Below are 23718 nucleotides of genomic sequence, written 5' to 3'. Positions count from 1 at the left end.
CCGATAGATAAACAACCAATGATTACAGCGGGCCGCTATAGCGTAACCCCTCGATGAGGAAAAATAAAATGAGCATTGATCGTACCTCACCATTGAAGCCAGTAAGCACCGTTCAGCCGCGTGAAACCAGCGATGCGCCGGTACAAAAAGCGCGGAAGGAAAAAACCACCGCGACCACCAGCACCAGCGTCATGCTGAGCGACGCTCAGGCCAAACTGATGCAGCCCGGCAGCAATGACATCAATATGGAACGCGTGGAAGCACTGAAAACCGCAATCCGTAACGGTGAATTGAAAATGGATACCGGAAAAATTGCCGACTCGCTGATTCGCGAGGCGCAGAGCTACCTACAGAGTAAATAAAGTATGACTCGTTTGTCAGAAATACTTGACCAGATGACGACCGTCCTCAATGACCTGAAAACGGTAATGGATGCTGAACAGCAGCAGCTTTCCGCAGGGCATATCAACGGCAGCCAGCTACAGCGTATTACAGAAGAAAAAAGCTCCTTGCTGGCAACCCTTGATTATCTTGAGCAGCAGCGCCGCCTGGAACATGACGCCACGCGCAGCGCCAATGATGAGATTGCTGAACGCTGGCAGACTATCACCAAGAAAACACAGCATTTACGCGACCTCAACCAGCACAACGGTTGGCTGCTGGAAGGGCAGATCGAGCGTAATCAACAAGCAATACAAGTGCTGAAACCGCACCAGGAACCGGCGTTGTATGGCGCAAACGGTCAAACCTCTGCTGCGCACCGCGGCGGGAAAAAATTCTCTATTTGATGTCAGCCTGATAACGTTTTGCTTATCAGGCCTACGCCTTTTGTAGGCCGGATACGGCGTTATGCCGCCATCCGGCATTGATCCTTTACGCCGTCCGGCGCACAAACTCTTTTACTTTAAAGCCCAGTACGGCGAGTGCTGCGAAGTAAGCGGCAATACCTGCCACCACGACCGCCATCAGACGCAGCAGACGCCACAACATCGTTCCCTGCGACCAATCCGGCATGATGTAGAGCATCCCAACCAGCACCGCAGACATCACCAGCACGGAAATCACCAGACGCGCCAGGAACCAGCTCCAGCCCGGTTGTGGGGTAAAGATTTTCTGTTTCCGCAGTTGCCAGTACAGCAGTGAAGCGTTCAGACATGCCGCCAGACCAATCGACAGCGACAATCCGGCATGCTTTAACGGCCCGATAAACGCCAGGTTCATCACCTGGGTCATAATCAGCGTCACAATGGCAATCTTCACTGGCGTTTTAATATCCTGGCGCGAGTAAAAGCCCGGAGCCAACACTTTCACCACGATCAAGCCAATCAAACCTACCGAGTACGCCACCAGCGCACGCTGGGTCATCGCGGCATCAAAGGCGGTAAATTTACCGTACTGGAACAGAGACACCGTCAGCGGTTTGGCCAGAATACCCAACGCTACGGCACTCGGTAATGCCAACAGGAAACACAAACGCAGGCCCCAGTCCATCAGGCGACAATATTCATCATGATTACCGCTGGAAAAGCTTTTGGACAGCGATGGCAGCAGGATAGTCCCCAGCGCCACGCCCAGAACACCGGACGGAAACTCCATCAGACGGTCGGCATAATACATCCATGAAACTGAGCCAGAGGCCAGAAACGAGGCGAAAATCGTATTGATGATCAGTGAAATCTGGCTGACAGATACCCCAAGGATCGCCGGGCCCATTTGCTTGACGACACGCATCGCCCCCGCATCACGGAAGTTCACGCGCGGCAGCACCAGCATGCCAATTTTCTTCAAGTGCGGAAGCTGATAAATCAGCTGTAGCACGCCGCCAACCGTAACGGCCCACGCCAGCGCCAGCACCGGCGGGTTAAAATAGGGTGCCGCAAATAGCGCGAAGCCGATCATGCTGATATTCAGAAATGTCGGGGCAAACGCAGGAATGGAAAAGCGGTTCCAGGTATTAAGGATCGCACCAACCAGTGAGGCCAGTGAAATCAGTAGAATATAGGGAAAAGTGATCCGCAGCAGTTGAGTGGTCAGCGCAAATTTATCCGCTGTGTCAGCAAATCCCGGCGCGGTGACTAATATCACCCATGGCGCAGCCAACATCCCGGCTACCGTCACCACGGCCAGCGCCAACGTCAACAGTCCGGAAACGTAGGCAACAAATACGCGGGTAGCATCTTCCCCCTGCTTGCTTTTGTACTCAGCAAGAATCGGCACAAACGCCTGCGAAAATGCGCCTTCGGCAAAAATTCGGCGCAACAGGTTAGGAAGTTTGAATGCCACAAAAAAGGCATCTGTCGCCATCCCTGCACCAAAGATTCTGGCGACAATCGCATCACGCGCAAAACCCAGCACACGTGAAAACATCGTCATCGAGCTGACGGCTGCCAGCGACTTTAATAAATTCATCTATGTTGTATTCCAGACTCTGAGGCAAAACCCCGACAAACCTGCCCGTAGGTCGGATAAGGCATTCTCGCCGCCATCCGACACTTTTGCTGTGCCTGATGGCGACACCCTGGCACCTTATCAGGCCGACAAACCAGCTATGGTTGAAAAGAGGTGTTATTTTGAGTGGGCATATAGTACCTGGATTACAATGAATTACTACCGCCAGATGTTACAGGGGGTTATTCAGCCATCGCCTCCCGCCACAGCTTTTCAACAACACGCTGGGCCAGTAGCGCCTGCTCGCCTGCCGTCTGGGGAACCGTCTGATTTTGCACGCACTCAATGAAATGACGTGCGCATCCGGCAAAACCACGCTGTTCTAAGGTCGTTTGCCAGCCCGCTATCGGCTTATGAACAACACCTTGCCCACGCTCCTCCCGCCATTCCCGCATATCAGTGACGTCAATCAGGCCGCCGTCCGTCACCGCCTGCACGCTCTCGCGCTGGCTACCGGCACGGCGATGCATACTGGTCGTTATCTGCATTTGACCGACAGAAAAATGATGCTCGGCGTAGAGCATCGCACCAGATTCATTGGTCAGCAGCGTGCCGTTATTTAACTGCGCCTGCCCTCCCGCCAGCCACAAAGCGGTATCGACCACGTGCAGATAGTCGTCCAGCAGAGTGAAGCGCAGATCGTGCGGCCCAACGCTATCCGTACGGTGCTTATCCATACGTACAGACGCTGCGGTGCCCAACTGGGTTTTGAGATCCTGGTACAGCGGTGCAAATCGACGGTTAAACCCGACCATCAGCGTAAGTTTTTTCCGCGCGGCCAGCTCGACCAGTTGCTCAGCCTCGTGCAGGTTTTCCGCCAGCGGTTTATCCACACACACGTGAACTCCGGCATTCAGCAATTCACTGACTACCGCATAGTGCGTCGCGGTACTGGAATGGACGAAAACCGCGTCGCAGGTTTGCGCCAGATTCTTCAATGAATCCACGTAGGGTATTCGCCAGGTGTCACAGATACGCTGCGCTTTATCGCGTGAAGGTGAAAATGCGCCTTGCAGCGTCCAGTCCGCGGAGGTGCCTAGCACGGGTAGCCAGGCCTTTTGTGCAATACCGCCCAGGCCGACTACGCCGATACGTAATTTTTTCACGTTAGTCTCCCAGGTGCGCCAGCAAGGAATCAAGTCGCTGCTTAAGCTCTGCGACTTCCGTTTCCAGCGCTTCCACGCGCGCCTGCAGATCACCGGAGGCTACAGGGGGTTCATCTGCCGCGGCAATGGCTTCATCAACCTCACCACAAAACAGGTGCATATAGCGACTTTCACGTTTGCCCGGCTCACGCGACAGGCGGATCACATAAGGCCCATCTTCCCGGTTCGCCAGATTTTCCAGCGTCGACTCCACTTCGGCCATATCGCTGAATTCGTACATACGGGATGCGCGGCTACGCAGTTCACCAGGCGTCTGAGCGCCCCGCAGCAGCAGTGTGGTGATTATGGCCACCTCTGCGGCACTAAGCTTCAGATTGCCAAATTCAGAGTTGCAGAAACGCTGCTCATATTTCGTGACGCGATTGCCAAAACCGCTCACCGTGCGCAGAAAATGTCGCTTAACCAGGTTATCCAACTGCTCCTGCACGTCCGATTCCGACAGGTTCATCACCGGTTCACGATTCGTTTTTTGATTGCAGGCTGTTACGACTCCATTAACGGAGAGTGGGTACTGTTCCGGCGTGGTCACTTGTTTTTCTAATAAACAGCCAATCACTCGTGCTTCGGTGGCGGTTAATTCGTATTTCATCGTCTTCTCCATTAATCATGGCTGCATCTGAAACTTAGCGGCCGGGGGTCCATTCTGATGTGGTCAACGCCGTCAGCACGTGATCGCGCCACTGCCCGTCAATCAGCAGGTAGTCTTTGGCATACCCTTCTTTTTCAAAACCCAGTCGCGCCAGCAGGTCACCGCTGCGCTTATTATGTGGCATGTAGTTAGCCATAATGCGGTGAATATGCTGCGTGCGCTGCATATAACGGATGGCCGAGGTTAAGGCTTCATACATTAGCCCCTGCCCCTGCCATTTCTGCGCAATGGAGTAGCCGAGATAACAGGCATGGAAGGATCCCCGCACCACGTTTGAAAAGTTCGCAACGCCGATAATTTCTTTTTCGTCCGGATCGAGCAGCGCAAAATAATAGGCGGTGCCCTGTTTATGAAACTCAGAAATCATGCTCAGACGCGCCTGCCAGCCGGACGGATAGCAGTGGCTTTCATCGCGAATAGGTTCCCAGGGTTTTAAGAAATGACGATTTTCTGCGTAATAATCTGCCAGACGCCAGGCATCACGCTCATGCACTAAACGCACGACCAGGCGGTCGGTGGTTAAGCGCACTTTTGGCACGTTACTGCGATAGCCAAACATTCTATACCTACTCCTTCCCGTAACGTCTTCAATACGCTATTCGCATTACTATACCTGTGCGAATACGCCCTGTGAAAAGAGCAAAATGCCATTTTTTGAATTATTCACACATTTTGATGAAAACTCTCTATCAAGACGGACTTTTGATAAAAAAATATTGTCCCGCGAAGGGTGGGAAAAGCGATGACGACACCGCAGAATAGGAGGTGCTTATCTTTTAAACTCTATCCAGAGTGACGAGTTTTTCCCTGGAGGGGAAATGTCGCAAGTCTCGCAGGCAAGGAACCTGGGTAAATACTTCCTTCTCATCGATAATATGCTGGTCGTGCTGGGTTTCTTCGTCGTTTTCCCGCTGATCTCAATTCGTTTCGTCGACCAAATGGGCTGGGCCGCCGTGATGGTCGGTATTGCACTAGGATTACGTCAATTTATCCAGCAGGGGTTGGGTATTTTCGGCGGTGCTATTGCGGACCGTTTCGGTGCAAAACCGATGATCGTCACCGGCATGCTGATGCGCGCTGCCGGGTTCGCCACCATGGGCATTGCCCATGAGCCGTGGCTGCTGTGGTTTTCCTGCTTTCTCTCCGGACTGGGCGGTACACTATTCGACCCACCCCGCTCGGCGCTGGTGGTTAAACTGATCCGCCCGGAAAAGCGCGGGCGCTTTTTCTCTATTCTGATGATGCAGGATAGCGCCGGGGCCGTGGTTGGCGCGTTGCTTGGCAGTTGGTTATTGCAATACGATTTCCGTCTTGTCTGTGCCACCGGCGCAATTTTGTTCGTTCTGTGCGCGGCGTTTAACGCCTGGCTGCTCCCGGCATGGAAGCTGTCGACGGTGAAAATTCCAGTGCGTGAAGGGATGAGCCACGTGATGCATGACAAGCGCTTTGTCACCTATGTGCTGACGCTGGCGGGCTATTACATGCTGGCGGTACAGGTGATGCTGATGCTGCCAATCATGGTGAACGACATCGCAGGTTCACCGGCCGCTGTGAAATGGATGTATGCCATCGAGGCGTGCCTCTCATTGACGCTGCTCTACCCAATTGCCCGCTGGAGTGAAAAACGTTTTCGCCTTGAACATCGTCTGATGGCCGGTCTGCTGGTGATGTCTCTGAGCATGATGCCGATCGGTCTGGTGGGGAATTTGCAGCAGTTGTTCACCCTGATCTGTACGTTCTATATTGGCTCGATCATCGCCGAACCAGCGCGTGAAACCCTTAGCGCCTCACTGGCGAATGCACGTGCCCGAGGAAGCTATATGGGCTTCAGTCGACTGGGGCTCGCTATCGGCGGCGCAATTGGATATATCTGCGGCGGCTGGCTGTTTGACATGGGCAAGGCCCTGGCACAGCCTGAGTTGCCCTGGATGATGCTCGGTATTATCGGCCTCATCACCTTCCTGGCGCTGGGCTGGCAATTCAGTATCAAACGCCCAACGAGAGGCATGCTGGAGCCAGACGCCTGATAGCCGAACCTGCGTCCGGGCGCTTTTCAGTTTTTTCTGCTGGCGTCCGGGGCGCTGGTACTCGATGATGCTTTGTGTCACGATTACGCCACATGCATCATGTTGAGGAACCCCATGAAAAAGTTTTTTTTTGCCGCTGCACTGATTGTCAGCGGCCTGTTGGTTGGTTGTAATCAACTCACGCAATACACGGTTAGCGAGCAAGAAATTAATCAGGCCCTGGCAAAGCATAATAATTTTTCTAAAGATATCGGCTTGCCCGGCGTTGCTGAAGCACACATCGTACTAAATAATCTCGCCAGTCAGATTGGCCGTGAAGAACCCAATAAAGTGACGCTGACCGGTGATGCCAACCTGGACATGAATTCCCTGTTTGGCAGCCAAAAAGCGACCATGAAGCTGAAGTTAAAAGCCTTACCGGTATTCAACAAAGAGAAAGGCGCAATTTATCTGCAAGAGATGGAAGTCGTGGATGCGACCGTTACACCAGAAAAAATGCAGTCGGTACTGCAAACACTGATGCCTTATTTAAACCAGTCGCTGCGTAACTATTTCAACCAGCAGCCAGCCTACATTCTGCAGGATGACAGTAGCCAGGGTGAAGCACTGGCGAAAAAACTGGCGAAGGGAATTGAGGTGAAACCGGGGGAAATCATCATCCCGTTCACCGACTAATAAAACTGAGGGCGCCGATGCGCCCTTTTTTTTCGTGCAAACGAAAACGTTTCCGCTTATCCTTTGTTTCCGGCAAAAAAGACTATCCTCAGCCGGAGCATATTAATGACTGCACCATCCCAAGTTTTAAAGATCCGCCGCCCAGACGACTGGCATCTTCACTTTCGCGATGGCGACATGTTAAAAACTGTCGTGCCCTACACCAGTGAAATTTATGGTCGCGCCATTGTCATGCCGAACCTGGCACCGCCCGTCACCACGGTTGACGCGGCTATCGCTTATCGCCAGCGCATTCTTGACGCGGTACCTGCTGGACACGACTTCACACCATTAATGACCTGCTACTTAACGGATACGCTGGATCCCAACGAGCTGGAACGTGGATTTAACGAAGGCGTATTCACCGCAGCAAAACTCTATCCGGCCAATGCCACCACCAACTCGACGCATGGCGTAACCTCTATTGACGCCATCATGCCGGTGCTGGAGAGGATGGAAAAATTGGGTATGCCGCTGCTGGTGCACGGCGAAGTGACGCATGCAGATATCGATATTTTCGATCGCGAAGCGCGCTTTATTGAAACAGTGATGGAACCGCTGCGCCAGCGTTTGACCTCGCTGAAAGTAGTGTTCGAGCATATCACTACCAAAGATGCTGCCGAATACGTGCGCGACGGTAACGAGCTTCTGGCAGCGACTATTACGCCACAGCACCTGATGTTTAACCGCAATCACATGCTGGTTGGCGGGATTCGTCCTCACCTGTACTGCCTGCCGATCCTCAAACGTAACGTCCACCAACAGGCGCTGCGTGAACTGGTTGCCAGCGGGTTTACGCGCGCCTTCCTCGGTACCGACTCAGCGCCGCACGCACGTCATCGCAAAGAGTCAAGCTGTGGCTGTGCTGGATGCTTCAATGCACCGACCGCACTAGGCAGCTATGCCACCGTGTTTGAAGAGATGAATGCGCTGGACCATTTCGAAGCCTTCTGCTCACTCAACGGCCCACAGTTCTATGGTTTGCCGGTAAATGAGACCTTTATTGAGCTGGAACGCGTGGAGCACCTGGTTCCTGAGAGCATAGCGTTGGAAGACGATACGCTGGTGCCTTTCCTGGGTGGCGAAACGGTACGCTGGTCAGTAAAAAGCTAAAAAAAGTGTAGCCAACCGATTCGAATAACTGTATAAATAAACAGTATATTCCACAGGGGGCTACTATGCGTATTGAAGTCACTATTGCCAAAACTTCACCTTTACCTGCCGGTGCAATTGACGCACTGGCAGGTGAACTCTCCCGCCGTATTCAGCACCATTTTCCGGATAACGAAGGTAACGTTACCGTCCGTTATGCCGGCGCAAACAATCTGTCGGTTATTGGCGCGACCAAAGAGGACAAAGAGCGCATCAGCGAGATCCTACAGGAAACCTGGGAAAGCGCGGATGACTGGTTCATCAACGAATAAATAATGATATGCAGTGATGTTTGTTTGCCGGGTCGCCCCGGCTTTTTTATACACGCTATCTTGTAATCAATCGCGCATTTCTTCTGACGAGCATTTAATTTAATATTAACCCGCCGATTATCTTTTAACCAAAACAACAAAATAATTGTGCAACATACTAAAAAAAAATGAATAACATGTCGGTTTCTTAGTCAGATAACGCTGAAAACAAAAATTTTATGCCCTTCCCTCTTTAAATTTTCAATGAATACCCTTATTTATTGATATACTGAAGTTGCTTCAGAAAAAAACGCATTGAACCTCGAAAACCGTTGTCTAGTAACACGAATTAGGGGGCATGATGGAAAAGAATAATGAAGTCATTCAGACTCATCCGCTTGTAGGGTGGGACATCAGCACTGTTGATAGCTACGATGCGCTGATGCTGCGTTTGCACTACCAAACCCCGAACCGCCCTGACCCGGATGGGACTGAAGTTGGTCAAACGCTCTGGTTAACCACTGATGTTGCCAGGCAATTTATTTCGATATTAGAAGCAGGAATCGCCAAAATTGAATCTGGCGATTACCAGGTAAATGAGTATCAGCGACATTAAACCTGATACATCCAACCATCAAAGGCACCTTAGCGGTGCCTTTCTTATTTCCAGGTTGAATATTCCAGGTCAGTTATTTACCCTTCTACTATCGCGATTGCAGAGAGAAGCGGATGAAATACGACTTAATCATTATTGGCAGCGGTTCGGTAGGCGCCGCAGCTGGATACTATGCCACTCGTGCCGGTCTGAAGGTTCTGATGATCGATGCGCATATGCCACCACATCAACAGGGCAGCCACCACGGCGATACTCGATTAATTCGTCATGCTTATGGCGAAGGCGAAAAATACGTTCCGCTGGTGCTACGTGCGCAAACATTGTGGGATGAACTGTCCACCCATAATGAAGAACCGATTTTTGTTCGCTCCGGAGTTATCAACCTCGGTCCGGCAGAGTCAACCTTCATAGCAACTGCAGCGCAAAGCGCAAAACAGTGGCAACTTAACGTTGAACAATTAGATGCAGCGGCCATCATGGCTCGCTGGCCGGAAATTCGCGTACCTGACAACTATATCGGTCTGTTTGAAGCGGAGTCCGGTTTTTTACGCAGTGAGTTAGCAATTAAAACCTGGATCCGTCTGGCGGAAGAAGCAGGCTGTGCGCAACTGTTTAAATGCCCGGTCAGCGCAATTCATCACGGTGATGATGGCATCACGGTAGAAACGGCTGACGGTGACTACCATGCGAAAAAAGCAGTGATCAGCGCCGGTACCTGGGTGCAGGCTTTAGTCCCTGAACTACCGATACAACCGGTGCGCAAAGTGTTCGCCTGGTATCAGGCCGATGGGCGCTACAGCGTTAAGAATAACTTCCCGGCTTTCACCGGCGAGCTGCCAAATGGCGATCAATACTACGGTTTCCCGGCTGAAAACGACGAGCTGAAAATTGGTAAGCACAATGGCGGACAGGTAATCCATTCTGCAGAAGAGCGTAAGCCATTTGCCGCTGTAGCCAGCGACGGTTCTGAAGCCTTCCCATTCCTGCGCACAATTCTGCCTGGCGTTGGCTGTTGCCTGCACGGCGCATCCTGCACTTACGATAATTCACCAGATGAAGACTTTATAATTGATACTCTGCCGGAACATGACAACACGCTGATCATTACCGGACTGAGCGGACATGGCTTTAAGTTTGCCTCTGTACTGGGAGAGATTGCAGCAGACTTCGCTCAGGACAAACCGTCTGAATTTGACCTGACCCCCTTCAGGCTAAGCCGTTTTAAGTGATAATAAATGAATGGCCTCGTTGGTGAGGCCATTTTTAATGACAGGAATAACGTCAATGCGCCGTATCTTTCACTATCTGGTTAATAATATTCGCGAGCATCTTATGCTCTACATTATTTTATGGTCACTGCTGGCCATTATGGATGTAATATATATTATGTTTTTCTGATTCCTGCGCGCTGACAATAATTGACAAAAATTGAGATTAGCTTAATTTTCATTGCAATAAACTGAACAATAACAAAAACCATAACATCCCATAGACTAAGCCCCGCCACATATTTTCGCACTAATCCCTTGATGATCACCTCAACAATCAGTCAACTTTATTGAACAAAAAATAAATATCATCACTATTGTTATTTATTAGTTGCATTAATGTCTTTTACACGCCATTTTCATTCACTTCTGAAATATCAATCGGTGTGCTTATGCAATTCAATAATACTCCACAGCGCTATGGCGTAGTGTCAGCCACATTACATTGGCTGATTGCGATTGCTGTATATGGCATGTTTGCGTTGGGGTTATGGATGGTCACGCTCAGCTATTACGACGGCTGGTATCACCAGGCTCCCGAACTGCATAAAAGCATCGGCATCCTACTCATGATGGGACTGGTTATCCGCGTTGTATGGCGGTTGTTCTCCCCTCCGCCTGCTGCGTTGGCAAGCTACTCCCGTTTGACCCGTATCGCAGCGGCACTGGGTCACCTCGCACTTTATTTGCTGCTCTTTTCGATTGTCATCAGTGGATATCTGATTTCCACCGCAGATGGCAAAGCGATAAGCGTCTTTGGCTGGTTTGACATTCCTGCCACCCTGGCCAATGCGGGTACCCAGGCCGACCTCGCCGGTAGCTTGCACCTGTGGCTTGCGTGGACCGTGGTGATTTTATCCCTACTACACGGACTGATGGCCCTGAAACATCACTTTATTGATAACGACGATACCCTCAATCGCATGTTGGGAAAATCGTCATCTGACTATGGAGCTTAAAATGAAAAAAAACCTGCTGGGACTTACACTCGCTTCTCTGTTATTCACCACCGGGTCGGCCGTGGCGGCAGATTACAAAATTGACAAGGAAGGACAGCATGCCTTTGTTAATTTCCGTATTCAGCATCTGGGTTACAGCTGGCTGTACGGCACTTTCAAAGATTTCGACGGTACGTTTACCTTTGATGAGAAAAATCCCGCAGCCGATAAGGTTAACGTAACCATCAACACTAACAGCGTTGACACTAATCACGCCGAACGCGACAAGCATCTGCGCAGTGCAGATTTCCTTAACGTAGCAAAATTCCCGCAGGCGACCTTCAGCTCCACCAGCGTGAAAAAAGAGGGGAATGACCTGGATATCACCGGTAATTTGACCCTGAACGGCGTTACCAAACCGGTTACGCTGGACGCGAAGCTCATCGGTCAGGGTGGTGATCCCTGGGGCGGTACGCGCGCTGGTTTTGAAGCGCAAGGTAAGATTAAGCTGAAGGATTTCAACATCACCACCGATCTCGGCCCTGCATCGCAGGAAGTCGATTTGATCATCTCAGTGGAAGGTGTTCAGCAGAAGTAACGCATGAATTACCGGATGAGGTACTACCCCTCATCCGGCATCATGTTATTGCGCAGGGTCTGGAATACCCAGTTTGGTATTCAGGTGACCGCGTGATTTATTGAAGATTTTATTGCCATTTTCACGCCCCGCACGACGACGCCGTTGTTCCTCTTCCGGCAACTCACTCTCTTCGCTACACAGCTCGCTACAGCAGCCTTTATATTTCTGCGCACAAGCCGGGCACTGAATAAACAACAGATGGCAGCCATCATTTTTGCAATTAGTATGGCTATCGCACGCCGTGCCGCACTGATGGCAATGCGCGATAACATCTTCAGAGATCCTTTCGCCCATACGCTCATCAAAGACAAAGTTTTTACCGACAAAACGTACCGGAAGCCCCTGTTCACGCGCCTTGCGGGCATACTCAATAATACCGCCCTCAATGTGCCAGACTTTGCTAAATCCATTGTGTTTCATCCAGGCGCTGGCTTTCTCACAGCGGATCCCACCCGTGCAATACATCACGATTTTTTTATCTTTATGCGCCTGCATCATTTCAACAGCTTTCGGCAACTGGTCGCGGAACGTGTCTGCCGGTATCTCCAGCGCATTCTCGAAATGACCCACCTCATATTCATAGTGGTTGCGCATATCAATGAATACCGCTTCAGGATCGTCCAGCATGGCGTTCACTTCTGCAGCCTTGAGATAATCCCCCACGTTGCTGGCGTCAAAGTCTGGATCGTCAATACCATCCGCCACGATACGTTCGCGGACTTTCATACGCAGTACCCAGAACGATTTACCGTCATCATCCAGCGCTATATTCAGACGTAAATCCTTCAATGCAGCATCAAACGCATAGAGCTGCTGGCGAAATGCCTCGACGTTGCTTTGCGGTACGCTGATTTGCGCGTTAATTCCTTCATGGGCAAGATATACTCGCCCGAAGACGTTCAATGCGGTGAACATCTGGTACAGCGCATCACGCGTGTGCTGAGGATTGGCAATGGTGAAATATTTATAGAATGAGATCGTCGTGCGCGGCTCGGTCTCGGCCAGCATTTTGGCTTTGAGGGCGTCGTTCGAAATGCGGTTGTGTAACACTGGCATGGTGTACGTATCCTGCAAATAAGGAATAAATGAAAATCGGCGGCATAATAAAGCAAACATCGCCAATTTACATCCACACATTTTACGCTACATTTCATACTTCACGATAAAACTGCAACAACAATTGCAGAATTAATCACCGTTCTCCCGTCACAAATTTTTGATACGCGCGAAAAAATGCGACAATACAGGGAATTGGTCGTTTGAAGACAGGATAGACATGACGAATTTACCCAAGTTTTCGGCTGCGTTACTGCATCCACGCTATTGGTTAACCTGGCTGGGTATTGGCATCCTTTGGTTAATCGTGCAGTTACCCTACCCCATCCTCTTTAAGTTGGGCTGTGCATTAGGTCGACTGGCGCTACGTTTGATGAAACGTCGGGCAAAAATTGTTTCCCGAAATCTGGAACTGTGCTTCCCGCAGATGAGTGAGCAGGAACGCCAGCAGATGGTCGTCAAGAACTTTGAATCAGTAGGCATGGGCGTAATGGAAACCGGGATGGCCTGGTTTTGGTCCGATAAGCGTATTTCGCGCTGGACGGAAGTGATCGGAATGGAACATATCCGTGATGTTCAGGCGCAAAAACGCGGGATTCTGTTAGTGGGTCTGCACTTTCTGACTCTGGAACTGGGTGCGCGCCAGTTTGGCTTGCAGGAGCCGGGTATTGGTGTGTATCGCCCTAATGACAATCCGCTGCTGGACTGGCTACAAACCTGGGGCCGCATGCGCTCGAATAAATCAATGCTCGATCGTAAAGACCTGAAAGGGATGATTAAAGCCTTGAAAAAGGGCGAAGTGGTCTGGTACGCGCCGGATCATGATTACGGCCCTCGCGCCAGCGTGTTTGTACCACTTTTTGCCGTTGAACAAGCCGCAACAACCTCAGGGACCTGGATGCTTTCGCGCATGTCCAATGCCTGCCTGGTACCGTTTGTTCCCCGCCGCAAACCTGACGGTAAAGGGTATCAATTGATTATGTTGCCTCCAGAATGTTCACCACCGTTGGACGACGCAGAGACTACAGCTGCGTGGATGAACAAAATTGTTGAGCAATGCATCATGATGGCGCCAGAGCAGTATATGTGGTTGCATCGTCGCTTCAAGACGCGTCCTGAAGGCTCCCCTTCTCTGTACTGACGCAGAGTTGCAGCCCAGTGGGCTGCAACCCGCTCCCTACCCGTTTTAGGTTTAACTGCTATCCGCATTGCAGCAACTATCAACCAGGCGCATAATTAGCCTGCTTACTTATATTCAATCGATAGCGCAAACAGCGCATCACACTGCGGATCGCTATGTCACCCTCAGATGCCCCCATAAACTGGAAACGCAACCTCACCGTTGCCTGGTTAGGTTGTTTTTTAACCGGAGCAGCATTTAGCCTGGTCATGCCCTTTTTGCCTCTTTACGTCGAGAGTCTCGGCGTCACGGGTCATAGCGCCCTGAATATGTGGTCAGGCCTGGTCTTCAGCATCACCTTTCTCTTTTCAGCCATTGCCTCTCCTTTCTGGGGGGGTCTTGCCGATCGCAAAGGACGAAAAATCATGCTGCTGCGTTCCGCGTTGGGCATGGCAATTGTGATGCTGCTGATGGGACTGGCGCAAAATATCTGGCAGTTCTTAATCCTGCGCGCCTTGTTAGGGCTGCTTGGTGGATTCATCCCCAATGCGAATGCACTGATCGCCACCCAGGTTCCACGCAATAAAAGCGGCTGGGCACTGGGAACGCTTTCAACCGGTGGCGTTAGTGGCGCACTGCTCGGGCCGCTAGCTGGCGGCCTCCTCGCGGATCAGTACGGATTACGCCCTGTATTTTTCATCACCGCCAGCGTGCTGCTGGTCTGCTTCATCCTGACGCTATTTTTTATCCGCGAGCGTTTCCAGCCGGTGAGCAAGAAGGAGATGTTGCACATTCGTGAAGTCGTGGCCTCTTTAAAGAACCCCAAACTGGTGCTGAGCCTGTTTATCACCACTTTGATCATTCAGGTAGCCACCGGTTCTATCGCGCCAATACTGACTCTGTACGTTCGAGAGTTGGCTGGCAACGTCAGCAATATTGCGTTTATCAGTGGGATGATAGCCTCTGTCCCCGGCGTTGCGGCATTAATCAGCGCCCCGAAACTTGGCAAATTAGGCGATCGAATTGGCCCGGAGAAGATCCTGATCGTCGCGCTGATCGTTTCTGTGTTACTGCTTATTCCGATGTCATTTGTCTATACGCCCTGGCAGCTTGGTGTTCTGCGCTTTTTATTGGGTGCGGCCGACGGCGCTCTGCTCCCGGCGGTACAAACGCTGCTGGTTTACAACTCGACCAATCAAATAGCTGGACGTATTTTCAGTTATAACCAGTCATTTCGCGATATCGGTAACGTAACAGGACCTCTAATGGGGGCAGCGATATCCGCCAACTACGGTTTTCGTGCCGTTTTCTGTGTGACCGCGGGCGTCGTACTGTTTAACGCCCTGTACTCGTGGAATAGCCTGCGCCGTCGTCGGAGTACAGAGGTCGTGGGATGATTTGTGTATTTGTATTCGCCGGTTCGGAATAATAAACTTATCTTACACGGCGTATATTTCAACCTTAATGATAATAGTAACACACCTTATTTCTGCCAGAATTTTTGGCTTCATACAATGCGGCATCGGCGTATGAAACAACTTTATCCGCTGATTCATCATCAATCTTACTGCAATATACACCGATACTTATCGTCATTTTTTCTTTTAACTCATACGAATTTGGTATTGTCGTACCATTCTCTACATTTCGCCTAATTCGCTCTGCAACAACAATTGCCTCATCTTTATCGTTACACTTAAGAAGGATCGCAAATTCTTCACCGCCTACTCTGGCAAAAATATCCGTATCTCTGATTGATTTATTGACAATGTCGACAATGCTGATTATCACTCTGTCACCTTCCTGATGGCCGTAGGTATCGTTAATCCGTTTGAATTTATCAATATCCAGAACCATCACACATACTGCGCCTTTTGCTAATGATGATTTTAATGACTTATAGAATAGTTTACGATTATATATTTTAGTCATTGCGTCTTTAATAGCTGAATCCGTTTCTTTTTTTAAGATGATGAAGGTGTTGTACATCAGTATTGAGATTATACACAGGGCACTTATCACCTCAATCCCACGGCTAACATACCAAATATACATGCTATATTCATCCAGGCTCAGAAGTAGTACATTGGTCAATATTGCCGAGCAACACAGTAGCCCTATACTTTTCCACAAGATGTTATGCGTTCTGGTTTTAATGATTAAATACAACAGGACCAGTCCCCAGGATACAATAAGCGAATAAATGTACCCAATATGCCAGTGCACGGTGACATTATCAGGCTTCAGGCTTGTGATCTCGAGTGTAAAATTAGGGTTGTAACTGGCCAGAGCGTGCGCCACCACCGCGATAACAAGCATGATTAAAAAAGACAGAACGATATAGCAAGGTTCTCTTTCTTTGGTTTCAATAACTGTCGAGGATACTTTATAAGATTTTAATGAAACAAATAGCAGAGCGATGAAACTAATCTGCCGAAAGTAATAGAATATGGCTATATCGTTAGTTCTTTTTTCGATTGAGGCATAATCATTAATCAAGTCCTGAACGATGTAGATAGTCTCGATGAAAAATATGTTATTCCCAAGAAACGCCATACCTAATATCATAAGGCAGGTGAGATCTTTTCTACAAAGATACTGGAATAACATAAACAGGAAGATTATCCCATATAAAAAGAATAACCCTACAATTATAATCAGATATACTGTTTGCGGCACACTTTGTATCGTTAATTTAAATTGTGTAAGACACACTCCACCAAGAACATAGCTAGCCAAACAGATTATATAGAAAGCCATTAACCTTCTATTATTTGAATTGCCGTTATCCATAACAACCTTAAAGGCTCTCTTAATTTTGCATTTTATATAATAAAGCATAAGATTTTGCAAACTATTATATCTGCACAGATTCAATGACACTAATTCATTTCTTATTTAATGGTTTCTTATAGATTTATAACCTTTGTCATTAATAACATTTTATTATGTATACTATTTTAGTATCACCCACACCATTCACAGCCCCCATACACAAAAGATACTTTGTCACTATCAGAGACACCACTAAGTTTAGCCACTTTCATTGATTGCACCTGCGACACTTCCGTATTGGGCATTAATTTTCTTCTTTGTTTTTATTAAGTTATGAAATATTACGTCATAAGCGATCGGATTCCCTCTCTAAAACACATAAAAAATAACGTTCAACCCTGAAGATTTCCTTATATAACGTCATTTTTTAATTTTTTGATTTTCATTACTACATTGCAAATCACATACATTACTATTTTTTCTTGAATTTTTTTCCTGATATTACGTCGGCTTCAGTATCTGCCAATGTAAATTTTTCATAAACAACCGAAGTTACTTTCCCCCAGTCTCGTAGGCATTGCAGGCAGTAATCATCTGATTGAGTGAGCCATGCAGCTAACGGGTTTGACGCTCTGCGGATCGCCGTCTATAGATTGAATCATCCCCCTTTATTGTTCGCCTTAGGAGAAGAAATATGGCAAAGAATGACATGAATTTTTATGCCACGTTGGAAGAGGCTATTGATGCAGCTCGTGAAGTGTTTCTGGCTGATAAACCTGACCTTGAGTCAGACGACGCCAGCGTTCAACAGCTAAGCGTCCAAAAATACGTGCTACAGGATGGCGACATTATGTGGCAGGCGGAATTCTTTGCTGACGAGGATGATGTAGATGGTGAATGTCTTCCAATTCTGAGCGGAGAAGCGGCCCAGAGCGTTTTTGATGGCGACTATGATGAAATTGAAATCCGCCAGGAGTGGCAGGAAGAAAATACGCTTCACGAATGGGATGAAGGTGAATTCCAGCTGGAACCTCCCCTTGATACTGAAGAGGGACAGACCGCAGCCGATGAATGGGATGAGCGATAATTACTCGTAAGGTCCATGATGTATGTCGAGCGGCAGCAGCAACGTATCAAACACCAGCGAAAATGGCAGATCGAGGATAGTGACGTAGCGCCATGCGGAGTCCCTAACATCCCATTGCACGCCAGGATAGTATTGGTTTCCGTGTCCTTGCCCTGGGATGGTACGACTAATAATGCTGCCACATCCGCTCAGGAAGAAGATCATTATTCCTACAGCCAATATTCGCACCTGCTACCTCACGACTCATTCTATTCAATATAAAAAAATACCGGCACCAGGCCGGTATTTTCACGTTACAGAACGCTTATTTTTTCCTGAGCGCCAGCGGGTTCAGTGTCAGTCCCTGATAGTAGTTCACCCACGAAGAATACTTATCAGGTGAATTCCAGACACGGTAATGTAAACGCGCCATGGTCACCGGATCGCTCAACAACACCAGGCGGCGATCGCGATTCAGTTTCTCCGGCGTTTCGTTCAGTGCCTGTTCCACATGACGATCGCGTGCAATCTCCAGCACGTTGCTGGCGCGATGGCGTGCAGTCGCCATGGCCGTGGCCAGTGCGTTAAACGACGGATTAAACACCGCATGCATAAAGCCATCGTCCAGCGTACGTTTACGGTTCATCACCAGAAAGGTATCGGTATCCACCAGCACCTGCGGCGGAGAATACTCTTCCGGGATCAGGAACAGCTTCCAGCGCTTGGTACGTAACCCCACCGTGGAACGGCTGGAAATCACGGAAACAAACGGTGACAGGATCAGCGAGAAGACAATCGGTGCCAGCCAGAACAGGAAACGCAGATCCAGCCAGGCCATACCCACAGCCCACACCAGCCCCAGCAGTAACTGAGAACCGTGACGCATAAACGCTTCACCCCACGGGGTCGAATCGTCATCGCGCTGCGGTGAATTCCACACAACTTCCCAACCGAGGAAGGCACTCACGACGAAGACGGTGTGGAACAGCATACGCACCGGCGCCAGCAGCACGGAGAACAGAACTTCCAACAGTAGCGACAGCGTGACGCGGATAAACCCGCCGTACTCTTTCGTCCCTTTACACCAGATGAGCAAAATACTCAGCAGCTTCGGCAGGAACAGCAGCACCATTGTTGAAGCAAACAGCGCGATCGCCAGTTCAGGTCGCCATTGCGGCCATACCGGGAATAGCTGGCGCGGTTGCAGGAAGTACTGCGGCTCCGTCAACGCATGCACCACCTGCAATGCGGTAGAGAGCGCGAGGAACATAAACCAAAGCGGCGCAGACAGATAGGACATTACACCGGTCAGGAATACCGCACGGTGAACCGGGTGCATCCCTTTCACCAGGAACAAACGGAAGTTCATCAGGTTGCCGTGGCACCAGCGGCGGTCTCGCTTGAGTTCATCCAGCAGGTTCGGCGGCAGCTCTTCATAAGAGCCCGGCAGATCGTAGGCAATCCACACGCCCCAGCCAGCACGACGCATCAATGCCGCTTCCACGAAGTCATGGGAGAGGATCGATCCCGCAAACGAGCCTTCGCCCGGTAATGGCGCGAGCGCACAGTGCTCGATAAATGGCTTCACGCGGATAATTGCGTTGTGGCCCCAGTAGTGTGATTCCCCTAACTGCCAGAAGTGAAGCCCGGCGGTAAACAGCGGTCCATAAACACGGGTCGCAAACTGCTGGCAGCGCGCATACAGCGTATCCATACCGGAAGCCTTCGGTGAAGACTGGATAATCCCGGCATTCGGATTCGCTTCCATCAGACGCACCAGGCCGCTCAGACAGTCACCACTCATCACTGAGTCAGCGTCCAGCACCACCATGTAGCTGTACTGATTTCCCCAGCGACGACAGAAGTCATCAATGTTGCCGCTTTTACGCTTCACGCGACGACGACGACGGCGGTAGAAAATCTGCCCTTCGCCCTGCACTTCGGCAATCAGCTCCATCCACGCTTTTTGTTCTGCTACGCAGATATCAGGGTTGTAGCTGTCGCTCAGGATATAAACATCGAAATGTTCGGCGTTGCCCGTTGCTTTGACCGATTCCCACGTGGCGCGAAGTCCCGCAAATACGCGGTCAACGTCCTCGTTACAGATAGGCATAATCAGCGCGGTACGGTGTTCAGGATTCAGCGGTTCATCCCCAACCGTTGAGGCCGAGATACTGTACTTATCTCGTCCAATCAACAGTTGCAGGAAGCCCATCAGCGCGGTCCAGAATCCCGCAGACACCCAACAGAAAAGCACGGCAAACAAAATGAGAATTCCGGTTTGCAGCATGTAGGGCAGCAGTTGCATAAAGGAGACCCACAAGTTCTGTCCCATCATGTCTACCGGATTAATAAATGCCCACCCCTGATACGGGAGGATCGTCTTCATATACCAGGTTGCTACGACCGTTTGCGCCAGCGTTAGAATCAACAGCGTATAGCGGCGGATGGTGCCTACGGTACGCCATTTTTGCTCGCTTTCTTGTTCTTCTTTCGTCAAACGCGAAAGATAACGCGGCGTCACATCGCGCCCACGCAAGCGATCCCAAAAACGACCAACCGGGTTGGTACGCCAGGGATCGGGGAACATAGAGGTACGCGTTGCTTTTGGCATCGCCTGCAGCTGATCGCGGCCCTCATCGTCCTTAACCAACTGCTCTTTAGCCAAAGAATCCGGCCATGCTTGCTCAAGGCGAGCTTTCACAGAACCCTGCGGTGAATCATCTTCGCGCGAGTAAGTACGATGCTCGGCATCCAACGCCTGATGAACGGCGCGGATGTCAGTTTTCGGCAGTGCCGCTTTCTCGATATCCGAAAGCGGCATTGCGTCAATATACTCAGTTGTCTTATTCATTGGCAGGTAACTGGTAGCTCCAGGTTTCACTCAGCGTCTGATCGGCATTGACCAAGGCAGCACGCATTTCAGTGGTTTTCTTCACGTCTTTCACTTTCACGCGCAGCATCAAACGCCAACCCTTAGATACCGGGTTATAGCGCACAGTGCTTTCAACGATTTCACCGTTGTCGCCAATACTGGTTTGTGCGGTAACCGGGGTATCCTGCGGCAGCTTTTTCATATCTGTGCCGGTAAAGTCCACCACAAACGCGATGGTACCGTCAGGCTGACGAATCAGGTTGGACTGTTTTACATCACCGGTAGAACGACGAGTCTGCTGTACCCAGGCGCTTTCCGGCGCATGAAGCTTGTCCTCATCACGCGTGAACGTCAAAGTGTACTTGAAGTTCATCTCTTTGCCCGCTTCAGGCAGTTGATCCGGCGTCCAGTACGCAACGATGTTATCGTTCGTTTCATCGTTAGTTGGGATTTCAACTAACTCAATCTTACCTTTACCCCATTCACCTTTTGGCGTGATCCAGGCGCTTGGGCGCAGATCGTAACGATCGTCGATATCTTCAAAACGCGAGAACTGACGGCCACGCTGCAACAGTCCGAATCCTTGCGGGTTTTCCATTGCGAAGCTGCTCACCGCGAGATGTTTCGGGTTATTCAGCGGACGCCAAATCCACTCCCCATTGCCCGCGTGGATAGACAAACCGTTAGAATCATGCAGTTCCGGACGATAGTTTGTCGCCGGAGACGGCTGGTTCGGTCCAAACAGGAACATACTGGTTAACGGTGCCACACCCAGTTTGCCCACTTTGTCGCGCAGGTAAACTTTGGACTGAACATCCACGACCGTGTCACGGCCTGGAATAATGACAAAACGATACGCTCCGGTTGCACGCGGAGAATCCAACAAAGCATAAATGGTTAAACGTTTATCAGTCGGTTTCGGACGCTCGATCCAAAACTCACGGAAGCGGGGAAATTCTTCACCAGAAGGCAGAGCGGTATCAATCGCGAGACCACGCGCTGACAGGCCGTAGACCTGACCTGCACCCAGAACGCGAAAATAGCTGGCACCGAGCATGCTGACGATTTCATCGTTTTTATCTTTGCTGTTGATCGGATACAGCACTTTGAACCCGGCGAAGCCGAGATCTTTTACCGTGTCTTTATCATGCTGAACATCGCCAAAATTAAAATAATCCGGGCTGTATTTGATTCTTTTCACCGCCGTGGCGGTAACTTCGTTGATTTTGACCGGCGTGTCGAAGTACATACCCTGGTGGTAGAACTCGAGCTTAAATGGGGTCTTGAGATTGCTCCAGTACGCTTTATCGCGATTGAACTGGATCTGTTGATAATCCGCATATTTCATGTCGCGGAAAACGGAGGGCAAGTTACTTTTTGGCGCCTCATAGCCTTTCCCGGCTAAGGATTGAGCTTGTTTTGCAACATCATCAATACTGAACGCCCAGCTCGATGATGTATACAGCGTTAACATGACTGCTGCACCCAACCAACGCATTTTCATCATTTGTAGTTTATGTTTCATAATTAGTAAGCACTTCCCCCTTTGTGTGCTTATATTGATCCGATCCATTTTAATGGATAATCGGGTACTCCGACAACTGAATCCCTGTATTGTTCGCGCGCTGGCTCATGGTTTAAGCAGGCTCATCTGCCTGTTTTCACTTTGCGTGCTTATCCTGGAGACAGGTTGTTGGACTTCGTGTAGGGTTGCCCTCGAATGTAACCATTATTCGTCTTAGGGATAAGACGAAAAGTCTGAGAATACGTAACTGTCTATGAGCTCTGTATCACCACCACGTGAATATTTTCTTGACTCCATCCGTGCCTGGCTAATGTTGTTAGGGATCCCATTCCATATTTCATTGATCTACTCCACCCACACCTGGCACGTGAACAGCGCAGAACCGTCATGGTGGTTAACCCTTTTTAACGACTTTATCCATGCATTTCGCATGCAGGTCTTCTTTGTCATTTCAGGTTATTTTTCCTACATGCTTTTTTTGCGCTATCCGTTAAAACGCTGGTGGAAGGTGCGTGTAGAACGCGTGGGGATCCCCATGCTGACCGCGATTCCGCTGCTTACGCTGCCGCAATTTATCATGCTGCAATACGTGAAAGGGAAAGCAGACAGCTGGCATACCCTCAGCGGCTATGACAAATACAATGCGCTGGCCTGGGAGCTGATTTCCCATCTGTGGTTTTTACTGGTTCTGGTGGTGTTAACGACCCTGAGCATGTGGGTGTTTACCCAGATGAAAAACAGACTATCGCGTGGAGACGGTACCCCTGCATCGGGGGTGTCAATGACCAAATTAACGCTGATTTTTATATTGTTGGGTGTCGGCTATGCCGCCGTCAGAAGAACGATTTTCATCCTCTACCCTTCGATTCTCAGCGATGGCATGTTTAATTTTATCGTTATGCAAACGTTGTTCTATGTGCCTTTCTTTATGCTCGGTGCGCTGGCGTTTATCAATCCGAATCTGAAAGCACTGTTTACCACGCCATCGCGCGGCTGCACGCTAGGCGCCGCATTCGCATTTGTCGCATACCTGCTCAATCAACGTTACGGCAACGGCGATGCCTGGATGTATGAAACCGAATATGTCATTACCATGGTCATGGGGCTATGGATGGTGAATGTCGTCTTTTCGCTTGGCCACCGTTTACTGAATTTCCAGTCGGCTCGCGTGACCTATTTTGTCAACGCGTCGCTGTTCATCTATTTGGTGCACCACCCGTTAACGCTGTTTTTTGGCGCGTATATCACACCGCATATCAAGTCGAATCTGCTGGGTTTTCTCTGCGGTCTGCTTTTTGTGGTTGGAATTGCGGTCATACTGTACGAAATCCATTTACGGATCCCGGTGCTGAAGTTTCTCTTTTCGGGTAAACCGCCCATTAAGCAGGATAAAAACAAGGCGGTAGCCGGTTAGTTTTCTTGCATTGAATGG

24 protein-coding genes are annotated in these 23718 nt (G+C 49.9%); 15 read left to right on the top strand and 9 right to left on the bottom strand.

Annotated features, from left to right (window positions below; translation table 11 throughout):
• The first annotated feature begins 68 nt into the window (after positions 1–68).
• On the top strand, positions 69–362 hold the full coding sequence (gene flgM / locus OGY68_RS09630; RefSeq protein WP_032942956.1) for a flagellar biosynthesis anti-sigma factor FlgM: 294 nt from the start codon (positions 69–71) through the stop codon (positions 360–362).
• A 3-nt stretch (positions 363–365) separates the two neighbouring features.
• The gene (flgN, locus tag OGY68_RS09625) at positions 366–788 is read left to right on the top strand and encodes a flagella biosynthesis chaperone FlgN (RefSeq protein ID WP_003036178.1); all 423 of its coding nucleotides are present in this window, start codon (positions 366–368) and stop codon (positions 786–788) included.
• 85 nt (positions 789–873) lie between these two features.
• On the opposite strand, the gene murJ is transcribed toward flgN, so the two are convergent.
• The 4 genes from murJ to rimJ all read right to left on the bottom strand — a co-directional run bounded on the left by murJ (position 874) and on the right by rimJ (position 4822).
• The gene (murJ, locus tag OGY68_RS09620) at positions 874–2409 is read right to left on the bottom strand and encodes a murein biosynthesis integral membrane protein MurJ (RefSeq protein WP_003832150.1); all 1536 of its coding nucleotides are present in this window, start codon (positions 2407–2409) and stop codon (positions 874–876) included.
• A 221-nt stretch (positions 2410–2630) separates the two neighbouring features.
• Positions 2631–3554, bottom strand: a complete 924-nt coding sequence (locus OGY68_RS09615) for a Gfo/Idh/MocA family protein (RefSeq protein ID WP_032942955.1) — start codon at positions 3552–3554, stop codon at positions 2631–2633.
• A 1-nt stretch (position 3555) separates the two neighbouring features.
• Positions 3556–4203 (bottom strand): YceH family protein, encoded by a 648-nt coding sequence (locus tag OGY68_RS09610; RefSeq protein WP_057066408.1) that lies wholly within the window; start codon positions 4201–4203, stop codon positions 3556–3558.
• Between the two features lie 34 nt (positions 4204–4237).
• Positions 4238–4822, bottom strand: a complete 585-nt coding sequence (gene rimJ / locus OGY68_RS09605; protein ID WP_003832145.1) for a ribosomal protein S5-alanine N-acetyltransferase — start codon at positions 4820–4822, stop codon at positions 4238–4240.
• A 259-nt stretch (positions 4823–5081) separates the two neighbouring features.
• Here rimJ and mdtH point away from each other — a divergent pair, with 259 nt between their 5' ends.
• The 9 genes from mdtH (at position 5082) to OGY68_RS09560 (ending at position 11827) form a co-directional block, all read left to right on the top strand.
• Positions 5082–6290 carry a multidrug efflux MFS transporter MdtH gene (gene mdtH, locus OGY68_RS09600; RefSeq protein ID WP_057066407.1) on the top strand — a complete coding sequence of 403 codons (1209 nt, stop codon included), beginning with the start codon at positions 5082–5084 and terminating at the stop codon, positions 6288–6290.
• Between the two features lie 114 nt (positions 6291–6404).
• Positions 6405–6965 carry a lipoprotein gene (locus OGY68_RS09595; RefSeq protein ID WP_020996498.1) on the top strand — a complete coding sequence of 187 codons (561 nt, stop codon included), beginning with the start codon at positions 6405–6407 and terminating at the stop codon, positions 6963–6965.
• Positions 6966–7070: 105 nt separating this feature from the next.
• Entirely contained in the window at positions 7071–8117 is a 1047-nt protein-coding gene (gene pyrC / locus OGY68_RS09590; RefSeq protein WP_032942952.1) for a dihydroorotase, read from the top strand.
• A 65-nt stretch (positions 8118–8182) separates the two neighbouring features.
• Entirely contained in the window at positions 8183–8428 is a 246-nt protein-coding gene (dinI, locus tag OGY68_RS09585; RefSeq protein ID WP_003036157.1) for a DNA damage-inducible protein I, read from the top strand.
• A 340-nt stretch (positions 8429–8768) separates the two neighbouring features.
• Positions 8769–9023, top strand: a complete 255-nt coding sequence (bssS, locus tag OGY68_RS09580) for a biofilm formation regulator BssS (protein WP_003036154.1) — start codon at positions 8769–8771, stop codon at positions 9021–9023.
• A gap of 113 nt (positions 9024–9136) precedes the next feature.
• Entirely contained in the window at positions 9137–10252 is a 1116-nt protein-coding gene (solA, locus tag OGY68_RS09575) for an N-methyl-L-tryptophan oxidase (RefSeq protein WP_057066406.1), read from the top strand.
• A 55-nt stretch (positions 10253–10307) separates the two neighbouring features.
• Positions 10308–10421 (top strand): YceO family protein, encoded by a 114-nt coding sequence (locus OGY68_RS09570; RefSeq protein WP_003036148.1) that lies wholly within the window; start codon positions 10308–10310, stop codon positions 10419–10421.
• A 262-nt stretch (positions 10422–10683) separates the two neighbouring features.
• The gene (locus tag OGY68_RS09565) at positions 10684–11250 is read left to right on the top strand and encodes a cytochrome b (protein ID WP_048214474.1); all 567 of its coding nucleotides are present in this window, start codon (positions 10684–10686) and stop codon (positions 11248–11250) included.
• A gap of 1 nt (position 11251) precedes the next feature.
• The gene (locus OGY68_RS09560) at positions 11252–11827 is read left to right on the top strand and encodes a YceI family protein (RefSeq protein WP_003832130.1); all 576 of its coding nucleotides are present in this window, start codon (positions 11252–11254) and stop codon (positions 11825–11827) included.
• A 45-nt stretch (positions 11828–11872) separates the two neighbouring features.
• Here OGY68_RS09560 and trhO read toward each other — a convergent pair whose 3' ends face one another.
• Positions 11873–12925: an oxygen-dependent tRNA uridine(34) hydroxylase TrhO gene (gene trhO, locus OGY68_RS09555; protein ID WP_003832128.1), complete on the bottom strand. Its 1053-nt coding sequence runs from the start codon at positions 12923–12925 to the stop codon at positions 11873–11875.
• Positions 12926–13145: 220 nt separating this feature from the next.
• Here trhO and OGY68_RS09550 point away from each other — a divergent pair, with 220 nt between their 5' ends.
• On the top strand, positions 13146–14066 hold the full coding sequence (locus OGY68_RS09550) for a Kdo(2)-lipid IV(A) acyltransferase (RefSeq protein ID WP_003036136.1): 921 nt from the start codon (positions 13146–13148) through the stop codon (positions 14064–14066).
• Positions 14067–14221: 155 nt separating this feature from the next.
• Positions 14222–15442: a multidrug efflux MFS transporter MdtG gene (gene mdtG, locus OGY68_RS09545; protein ID WP_057066405.1), complete on the top strand. Its 1221-nt coding sequence runs from the start codon at positions 14222–14224 to the stop codon at positions 15440–15442.
• A gap of 64 nt (positions 15443–15506) precedes the next feature.
• Here mdtG and OGY68_RS09540 read toward each other — a convergent pair whose 3' ends face one another.
• A complete protein-coding gene (locus tag OGY68_RS09540) occupies positions 15507–16838 on the bottom strand; it encodes a sensor domain-containing diguanylate cyclase (protein WP_032944370.1) in 1332 nt (443 codons plus the stop codon).
• 691 nt (positions 16839–17529) lie between these two features.
• Between OGY68_RS09540 and OGY68_RS09535 the strand changes: the two genes are divergently transcribed.
• Positions 17530–17907, top strand: coding sequence for a MysB family protein (locus OGY68_RS09535; RefSeq protein WP_057068350.1), 378 nt, complete (start codon positions 17530–17532; stop codon positions 17905–17907).
• Here the strand turns inward: OGY68_RS09535 and OGY68_RS09530 are convergent, their stop codons facing one another.
• From OGY68_RS09530 to mdoG, 3 genes are all read right to left on the bottom strand, one after another.
• Complete coding sequence (locus tag OGY68_RS09530) at positions 17908–18135, bottom strand: YceK/YidQ family lipoprotein (protein ID WP_003832117.1); 228 nt, start codon at positions 18133–18135, stop codon at positions 17908–17910.
• 76 nt (positions 18136–18211) lie between these two features.
• Positions 18212–20740 (bottom strand): glucans biosynthesis glucosyltransferase MdoH, encoded by a 2529-nt coding sequence (mdoH, locus tag OGY68_RS09525; protein WP_057068348.1) that lies wholly within the window; start codon positions 20738–20740, stop codon positions 18212–18214.
• A complete protein-coding gene (gene mdoG, locus OGY68_RS09520; RefSeq protein ID WP_095533147.1) occupies positions 20733–22268 on the bottom strand; it encodes a glucans biosynthesis protein MdoG in 1536 nt (511 codons plus the stop codon). Before mdoG ends, mdoH begins: the two co-directional genes overlap by 8 nt.
• Positions 22269–22539: 271 nt before the next feature.
• On the opposite strand from mdoG, the gene mdoC reads away from it, so the two are divergent.
• On the top strand, positions 22540–23700 hold the full coding sequence (gene mdoC, locus OGY68_RS09515; RefSeq protein WP_032942947.1) for a glucans biosynthesis protein MdoC: 1161 nt from the start codon (positions 22540–22542) through the stop codon (positions 23698–23700).
• The last annotated feature ends 18 nt before the right edge of the window (positions 23701–23718 follow it).

The sequence above is a fragment of the Citrobacter sp. Cpo065 genome, assembly GCF_030332805.1.
GTDB lineage: Bacteria > Pseudomonadota > Gammaproteobacteria > Enterobacterales > Enterobacteriaceae > Citrobacter > Citrobacter portucalensis.
This window is presented reverse-complemented; position numbering and strand designations above follow the sequence as displayed.

What these genes read in the sequence shown, in the direction of transcription:
- mdoC (WP_032942947.1), top strand. Translation starts at nt 22,540, where the DNA reads ATGAGCTCTGTATCACCACCACGTGAATATTTTCTTGACTCCATCCGT.
- mdtH (WP_057066407.1), top strand. Translation starts at nt 5,082, where the DNA reads ATGTCGCAAGTCTCGCAGGCAAGGAACCTGGGTAAATACTTCCTTCTC.
- flgN (WP_003036178.1), top strand. Translation starts at nt 366, where the DNA reads ATGACTCGTTTGTCAGAAATACTTGACCAGATGACGACCGTCCTCAAT.
- solA (WP_057066406.1), top strand. Translation starts at nt 9,137, where the DNA reads ATGAAATACGACTTAATCATTATTGGCAGCGGTTCGGTAGGCGCCGCA.
- rimJ (WP_003832145.1), bottom strand. Translation starts at nt 4,822, where the DNA reads ATGTTTGGCTATCGCAGTAACGTGCCAAAAGTGCGCTTAACCACCGAC.
- OGY68_RS09550 (WP_003036136.1), top strand. Translation starts at nt 13,146, where the DNA reads ATGACGAATTTACCCAAGTTTTCGGCTGCGTTACTGCATCCACGCTAT.
- mdtG (WP_057066405.1), top strand. Translation starts at nt 14,222, where the DNA reads ATGTCACCCTCAGATGCCCCCATAAACTGGAAACGCAACCTCACCGTT.
- OGY68_RS09610 (WP_057066408.1), bottom strand. Translation starts at nt 4,203, where the DNA reads ATGAAATACGAATTAACCGCCACCGAAGCACGAGTGATTGGCTGTTTA.
- OGY68_RS09570 (WP_003036148.1), top strand. Translation starts at nt 10,308, where the DNA reads ATGCGCCGTATCTTTCACTATCTGGTTAATAATATTCGCGAGCATCTT.
- pyrC (WP_032942952.1), top strand. Translation starts at nt 7,071, where the DNA reads ATGACTGCACCATCCCAAGTTTTAAAGATCCGCCGCCCAGACGACTGG.
- OGY68_RS09560 (WP_003832130.1), top strand. Translation starts at nt 11,252, where the DNA reads ATGAAAAAAAACCTGCTGGGACTTACACTCGCTTCTCTGTTATTCACC.
- flgM (WP_032942956.1), top strand. Translation starts at nt 69, where the DNA reads ATGAGCATTGATCGTACCTCACCATTGAAGCCAGTAAGCACCGTTCAG.
- OGY68_RS09595 (WP_020996498.1), top strand. Translation starts at nt 6,405, where the DNA reads ATGAAAAAGTTTTTTTTTGCCGCTGCACTGATTGTCAGCGGCCTGTTG.
- dinI (WP_003036157.1), top strand. Translation starts at nt 8,183, where the DNA reads ATGCGTATTGAAGTCACTATTGCCAAAACTTCACCTTTACCTGCCGGT.
- murJ (WP_003832150.1), bottom strand. Translation starts at nt 2,409, where the DNA reads ATGAATTTATTAAAGTCGCTGGCAGCCGTCAGCTCGATGACGATGTTT.
- OGY68_RS09535 (WP_057068350.1), top strand. Translation starts at nt 17,530, where the DNA reads ATGAATTTTTATGCCACGTTGGAAGAGGCTATTGATGCAGCTCGTGAA.
- trhO (WP_003832128.1), bottom strand. Translation starts at nt 12,925, where the DNA reads ATGCCAGTGTTACACAACCGCATTTCGAACGACGCCCTCAAAGCCAAA.
- OGY68_RS09565 (WP_048214474.1), top strand. Translation starts at nt 10,684, where the DNA reads ATGCAATTCAATAATACTCCACAGCGCTATGGCGTAGTGTCAGCCACA.
- OGY68_RS09540 (WP_032944370.1), bottom strand. Translation starts at nt 16,838, where the DNA reads ATGGATAACGGCAATTCAAATAATAGAAGGTTAATGGCTTTCTATATA.
- mdoH (WP_057068348.1), bottom strand. Translation starts at nt 20,740, where the DNA reads ATGAATAAGACAACTGAGTATATTGACGCAATGCCGCTTTCGGATATC.
- bssS (WP_003036154.1), top strand. Translation starts at nt 8,769, where the DNA reads ATGGAAAAGAATAATGAAGTCATTCAGACTCATCCGCTTGTAGGGTGG.
- mdoG (WP_095533147.1), bottom strand. Translation starts at nt 22,268, where the DNA reads ATGATGAAAATGCGTTGGTTGGGTGCAGCAGTCATGTTAACGCTGTAT.